Genomic DNA, 6,202 nt, shown 5'->3' with positions numbered 1-6,202 from the left:
CGTAGGAGGCGCGCTGAACCTCGATCAGGTTCGGCATCTGCACCGCTTCGGGGATCCGGCCGAACGAGTGGCGGATGCGCTTCTTGCCGGTGAAGGTGRYGGCGTGKGCGAACTGACCGTTGRMGACGGCGASYTCRGCTTTGGACTTGGCCATTCTRTSTTCCCAATGCGCGGGCCGGGCAGCCCGCGTTCAATGCAGCAGCCACGGCTCCGCCTCTCGGGCGAACCGTGACCATCGGTTTCGACGTCCACCCTCGGGCCTCTCGGCGCCAGGACGTCTGAAATGTAGAGCTCCCTTGGGGAGGAGCACGCCTTCGCTCGGTCGGAGGGCGACGGACCGGGCCTCGGCGCTTTCGCGCGCATACGGGGGGATGTKTGCGGGACCGGCACATATACGCGCTTCTCTGACGAAATAAAGGCCCCCACTGATCTTTCCTCCCTGTCGCGCAGCGATGGGGAGGGGGACCGCCCCGGCGATTCAGCCGGGGTGGTGGAGGGGGCGACTTGATGGCGGGGGCAGGACGACCTCCCCCGGCGCCCATTGCTTTGCAGCGGGGAGGAAAATAGCGTCCCCGCCATGAAACACCTGATCCTCACGGCCGCCGTCGCCCTCTCCCTCGCCGCCTGCGCCGGCGCATCGCCGCCGCCGCCGGCCGCCGCGACGCCGGGCGTCGGCACGCCCGAGGGCTGGGCCGCCGGAAACGCCCGGTATCTGGTCGTCAACGGCGCCCGCCGCGGCTGGACCACCACCGAATCGGGCCTGCAGTACCGCCGCGTCGGCCGGGCGCACCCCGAGGGCCGCCAGCCCTCGGGCGCCGACACGGTCAAGGTTCACTATCGCGGGACCTTCGTCGACGGCCGCGAGTTCGACAGCTCCTACGCGCGTAACGAACCCGCGGAATTCCCGCTCAACCGCGTCATCAAGGGCTGGACCGAGGGCGTCGCCCTGATGCGCGAGGGCGAAAAATTCGAATTCGTCATCCCCGCCGCCCTCGGCTACGGCGAGCGCTGGGTCGGCGGCGGCGACCTCCCGCCCAACTCGACCCTGCTGTTCACGGTCGAACTGCTGGAAGTGAAGCCGGCGGCGTGATTCTTGATCCGCTCATCCCGCCGGGATGAGCGGGATCGCGAGCCGACGGAACCCCTGACATGACCGCGTTTTAATCAGGCGCGGCGTGGTCACGCTTGACCCCCGCCCCCGCCCGGCGTGATCTGCGCCTCCCCTCGGTCCCGGATTGCCCCGATGAAGCCTGCCGCCCGCCTGCTCGCCTCCGCCTGCGCCGCCGTCCTGCTGTTCGGGGCCGCGCCCGGACTGGCCCAGGTCGGAACGCCGGCTCTCGACCGCGTCCTGACCCCCGTCCCCGCGCCGCGGGACGTCGCCTACCCCGGCGTCATCACGCTCGAGATGGACGCCACCGACATCGACCGCCGCATCGTCTCGGTCAAACAGACCATTCCCGTCGCCGGCCCCGGCCCGCTGATCCTGCTCTATCCGCAGTGGATCCCCGGCAATCACGGTCCGGTCGGCCCGGTCGACGACCTCGGCGACCTGCGCATCACGGCCAATGGCCAGCCGCTCCGCTGGGTCCGCAACACGGTCGACACCAACGCCTACCAGGTCGAGGTCCCGGCCGGGGCCGCCTCGGTCGAGGTCTCATTCAAATGGCTGACCCCGATCGACGGCGCCCAGGGCCGCATCGTCATCACCGACGAGATGCTGAACATCCAGTGGGAGAAGGCCCTGCTCTATCCGGCCGGCTACTATTCCCGGCAGATCACCTTCCAGCCGACCCTGCGCCTGCCCGCCGGCTGGCAATACGGCACGGCGCTCGACACCCGCTCGTTCCAGAACGGCGTGGCCAGCTTCGCCCCCGTCACCCTCGAGCATTTCGCCGACAGCCCCGTGTTCGCCGGGGCCCATTACCGCCAGATCGACCTCGATCCCGGCGGCCGTTCGCCGGTGCGGCTGAACATCGTCGCTGACGACGCCGACATGCTGGCCGCCACCGACGAACACATCGAGCTGCATCGCAACCTGGTCGACCAGGCCGATCGCCTCTACGGCGCGCGCCACTTCAACCACTACGACTTCCTGCTGGCCGTCAGCGATGACCTCGGCGGCATCGGGCTCGAGCATCACCGCTCGTCCGAGAACAGCGTCGACACCGACTATTTCACCGACGCCGCCTCGACCCTCGCCGACCGCGACCTGCTGGGCCACGAATACACCCACTCCTGGAACGGCAAATGGCGCCGGCCCGCCGACCAGCTGACCCCCACCCTCAACGAGCCGCTGCAGAACTCCCTGCTGTGGGTCTATGAGGGCCAGACCCAGTACTGGGGGCTGATCCTGACCGCCCGCGCCGGCCTGATGACGAAACAGCAGGCCCTCGACGTCTTCGCCAACACGGCCGCCACCTACGCCGCCGACAACCCCGGCCGGTCGTGGCGCGCCATGCAGGACACCACCAACGACCCGATCATCGCCCAGCGCCGGCCCCAGCCTTGGGGCAGTTTCCAGCGCAGCGAGGACTACTATCGCGAAGGGGCCATGATCTGGCTCGACGCCGACACCCTGATCCGCGAACAGACCAACGGCCGAAAGTCTCTGGACGACTTCGCCCGGGCCTTCTTCGGCGTCCAGGACGGCAGCTGGGACCCCGCGCCCTACACCTTCGCCGACGTGACCTCGACCCTGAACGGCGTCCAGCCCAATGACTGGGCCGCCTTCCTGCGCACCCGCCTCGACGCCGTCGGCGCGAACGCCCCGACCCCGAACGGCGGCATCGAGCGCGGCGGCTACCGCCTCGTCTGGCGCGAGACGCCGAACGACTATTCGAAGGCCCTGAACAAGGAACTGGACCGCGTCGATTTCGCCTACTCGCTGGGTCTCAGCCTGAACCCGGCCAACCGCGTCACCGCCGTCCGCTGGGGCTCGCCCGCCTTCGACGCCGGCCTGACCTCGGGCTGGGAGGTCGTCGCCGTCAACGGCCGCGCCGCCAGCGCCGACGCCATCTCCGAGGCGATCACGGCGTCGAAAGGCAATACGACCCCGATCGAGATGATGCTGAAGAAGGGTGACCGCTTCCGCACCATCGCCTTCGACTACCACGGCGGCCTGCGCTACCCGCACCTCGAGCGGATCGCCGGGACCCCTGACCGCTTGGGGGAAATTCTGTCTCCGAGGCGGCGCTAATGCCGTCCCTTCCCCCCTTGCGGGGGAAGGTGGCTCGCGAAGCGAGACGGATGGGGGGTCAAACGCCCGTCCTGAACAAGCGGGTCGGCCTCCATTACGACATCCCGACCAGCACCCCCATCCGACCGGCTCCGCCGGCCACCTTCCCCCGTAAAGGGGGAAGGGCATCCGTGACGAGGCTCCCAATGCTGAAACCTGCTCTTCTCGCCCTGCTCCTGACCTCGGCCGCCCTGCCCGCCCTGGCGCAGGTCCCGGCCTCGCAGGCCCAGACGCCCCTGCCCGTCCCGACCAGCCTGCCGCGCGCCCTGCCGCCCATCCCGGCGCCGCAGGACCGCGACTATCCCGGCGTCATCGGCATCCAGGCCGATCTGACCGACCTCGATCACAAGGTCATCCGGGTGCGTCAGACCGTGCCGGTCTCGGCCGGGCATCTGGTCCTGCAGTATCCGAAATTCATCCCCGGCAACCACGCCGACACCGGCCCGATCCAGCTCGTCTCCGGCCTCACCGTCACGGGCAATGGCCAGCGGATCGAATGGCTGCGCGACACCGTCGACCCCCACGCCTTCCACCTCGACATCCCGGCCGGCGTCACGGAAATCCAGGTCGGTTTCGAATGGCTGACCCAGCCCGACAACGCCGTCTGGCGCGTGGTCATGACGCCCGAGATGGTCAATCTCCAGTGGGAGAAGGCCCTGCTCTATCCGGCGGGCTACAACCACGACCGCATCACCTTCGCCCCGTCAGTGAAGCTGCCAGAGGGCTGGCAGTACGGCGTGGCCCTGACGACCACGGGCCGTGAGGGCGACATCGCCACCTTCGCCCCCATCTCGCTCGAACATCTGGCCGACAGTCCGATGTTCGCCGGCCGGCACTATCGCCGCATCGACCTCGATCCGGGCGGACGCTCGCCCGTCAACCTGCACCTCGTCGGCGACACCGCCGCATCGCTGGCGGCCTCTCCCGAACGGATCGAACAGTATCAGTCTCTGGTCGACCAGGCCGACCGCCTGTTCGGCGCCCGCCATTTCGACCATTACGAATTCCTGCTCGGCCTGACCTCGAAGATGGGCGGCATCGGCCTCGAGCATCACCGCTCGTCCGAGAACACCGCCAGCCCCACCTTCTTCACCGCTTCCACCGCCCCCGACTATGGCGCGCGCACCCTGCTGCCGCACGAGTTCACCCACAGCTGGAACGGAAAATTCCGCCGTCCGTCAGATGAATACGTCCAGAACCTCAACCTCCCCACGCAAAACAGCCTGATGTGGGTCTATGAGGGCCAGACCGAATACTGGGGCGACGTCCTCGGCGCCCGCTCGGGTCTGGTCACGAAGGACGAGGCCATCGCCAACCTCGCCGAGGTCGCCGGCTTCTATGACCAGCAGCCCGGCCGCCGGTGGCGCCCGCTGCAGGACACCACCAATCATAACCTGCTCGGCTACCGCACCACCAACCCGTGGCCGTCGTGGATGCGCGGCACCGGCGACTACTACCGCGAGGCCCTGCTGATCTGGCTCGACGCCGACACCCTGATCCGCGAGGCCACCAGAGAGCGCAAGTCGCTCGACGACTTCGCCAAGGGCTTCTTCGGCGTCGACGACGGCGTCTGGGAGGCCAGACCCTATACCTTCGACGACGTGGTCGCGGCCCTGAACGCGGTCCACCCGCACGACTGGGCGACCTTCCTGCGCACCCGGCTCGACGCCGTCGGCCCCGACGCCCGCGCTCCGCTCGACGGCCTCGCCCGCGCCGGCTGGCGGCTGACGTACGTCGACGACCTGACCCCGGTCGAGAAGCGCATCCAGTCCGGCTGGGCCACCGACTTCCAGTATTCCCTCGGCTTCAACCTGAACGCGGCCAACCGCATCACCGGCGTGCGCTGGGGCGGGCCGGCCTTCGAACAGGGGCTGGGCGCCGGCTGGGACCTGATCGCCGTCGGCGACCGCGTCGCCTCGGCCGAGGTCCTGCGCGACGCCGTCACGGCGGCCAGGGGCGGGAGCGAGCCCATCGTCCTCGTGGTCAGGCGCGGCGACGAGTTCCGCACCCTGTCCTTCGACTACCACGACGGCCTGCGCTACCCGCGCCTGGTCCGCATCGAGGGCGCGCGCGACCGCCTGACGGACATCTTCGCCCCCCGGCGTCGCTGAAGCTGACGAGTCTCCTCCCCATCCCCGATGGGGAGGTGGCGCGGCGCCCCTTCGCGCCGTGAGGGAGGGGGTCCGCGCCGCCTTGCCGCCTTCGCCGTCTCGGCTCGAACTGCAGCCGGCCAATTGCCGTTCATGCAGCCCCCTCGATTGCCGTTCACGGGCAAAGAAAAACGGGCCGGGGATCGCTCCCCGGCCCGTCTATTTCATCAGATCGCCCTCAAGCAGCGCGAAGCGCGTTAGGGCAAAAAGACTGCTTACTTGACCTGCACCTTGGCGCCGGCTTCCGTCAGCTTCTTGGCGACTTCGTCGGCGGCYTGCTTSGAGACGTTCTCGACGACGTTCTGCGGAGCGCCTTCGACCAGGTCCTTGGCTTCCTTCAGACCCAGGTCCGAACGCACGCCRCGGACTTCCTTGATCACGTTGATCTTCTTGTCGCCGCCGTCCAGCAGGACRACGGTGAACTCGGTYTGCTCTTCAGCAGCTTCGGCGGGGGCGGCGCCGCCACCGGCGGGCATGGCCATGGCSACCGGAGCAGCGGCGCTGACGCCCCACTTTTCTTCCAGCAGCTTGGACAGTTCGGCGGCTTCCAGAACGGTCAGYTTCGACAGGTCTTCAACGATTTTGGCGAGATCGGCCATTTGAGTTTTCCTTCGGAGGAGTTGTTGTCAGAGAGAGTTTTGCAGAGATGAAAGAGGCGGTTCCGCTTACGCGGCGTCCTTCGAGGCGTACGCGCTGAACACGCGGGCCAGTTGGGAAGCCGGGGCTTGAACGACGCCGGCGATCTTGGTCGCGGGGGCGTTGAGCAGGCCGAGCAGCGAAGCGCCCCGCGCCTGCTCACAGCCCTGGCCGACACGGG

At 68.6% G+C, this 6,202-nt stretch carries 5 protein-coding genes and 1 pseudogene; 3 read left to right on the top strand and 3 right to left on the bottom strand.

Annotation, left to right across the window (positions count from 1 at the left end; translation table 11 throughout):
- Positions 1–154: hypothetical protein (locus tag ASD25_RS33245; protein ID WP_162252086.1), on the bottom strand; the 154-nt coding region annotated here is incomplete at its 3' end.
- A gap of 423 nt (positions 155–577) precedes the next feature.
- On the opposite strand from ASD25_RS33245, the gene ASD25_RS16910 reads away from it, so the two are divergent.
- The 3 genes from ASD25_RS16910 to ASD25_RS16900 all read left to right on the top strand — a co-directional run bounded on the left by ASD25_RS16910 (position 578) and on the right by ASD25_RS16900 (position 5,346).
- Positions 578–1,090: an FKBP-type peptidyl-prolyl cis-trans isomerase gene (locus ASD25_RS16910; protein WP_055832303.1), complete on the top strand. Its 513-nt coding sequence runs from the start codon at positions 578–580 to the stop codon at positions 1,088–1,090.
- A 153-nt stretch (positions 1,091–1,243) separates the two neighbouring features.
- Positions 1,244–3,196, top strand: coding sequence for a M61 family metallopeptidase (locus ASD25_RS16905; protein ID WP_055832301.1), 1,953 nt, complete (start codon positions 1,244–1,246; stop codon positions 3,194–3,196).
- 185 nt (positions 3,197–3,381) lie between these two features.
- On the top strand, positions 3,382–5,346 hold the full coding sequence (locus ASD25_RS16900) for a M61 family metallopeptidase (RefSeq protein ID WP_055832299.1): 1,965 nt from the start codon (positions 3,382–3,384) through the stop codon (positions 5,344–5,346).
- A gap of 254 nt (positions 5,347–5,600) precedes the next feature.
- Here the strand turns inward: ASD25_RS16900 and rplL are convergent, their stop codons facing one another.
- Both rplL and ASD25_RS31290 read right to left on the bottom strand, forming a co-directional pair.
- Complete coding sequence (gene rplL / locus ASD25_RS16895; RefSeq protein ID WP_055832297.1) at positions 5,601–5,984, bottom strand: 50S ribosomal protein L7/L12; 384 nt, start codon at positions 5,982–5,984, stop codon at positions 5,601–5,603.
- A gap of 66 nt (positions 5,985–6,050) precedes the next feature.
- Positions 6,051–6,202 (bottom strand): annotated as a pseudogene (locus ASD25_RS31290) (hypothetical protein); the annotation flags it as partial.

The sequence above is a fragment of the Brevundimonas sp. Root1423 genome, assembly GCF_001426805.1.
This window is presented reverse-complemented; position numbering and strand designations above follow the sequence as displayed.

Bases quoted from the DNA above. Each gene is read 5' to 3' on its own strand.
- ASD25_RS16910 (WP_055832303.1), top strand. From the start codon at position 578: ATGAAACACCTGATCCTCACGGCCGCCGTCGCCCTCTCCCTCGCCGCC.
- ASD25_RS16900 (WP_055832299.1), top strand. From the start codon at position 3,382: ATGCTGAAACCTGCTCTTCTCGCCCTGCTCCTGACCTCGGCCGCCCTG.
- ASD25_RS16905 (WP_055832301.1), top strand. From the start codon at position 1,244: ATGAAGCCTGCCGCCCGCCTGCTCGCCTCCGCCTGCGCCGCCGTCCTG.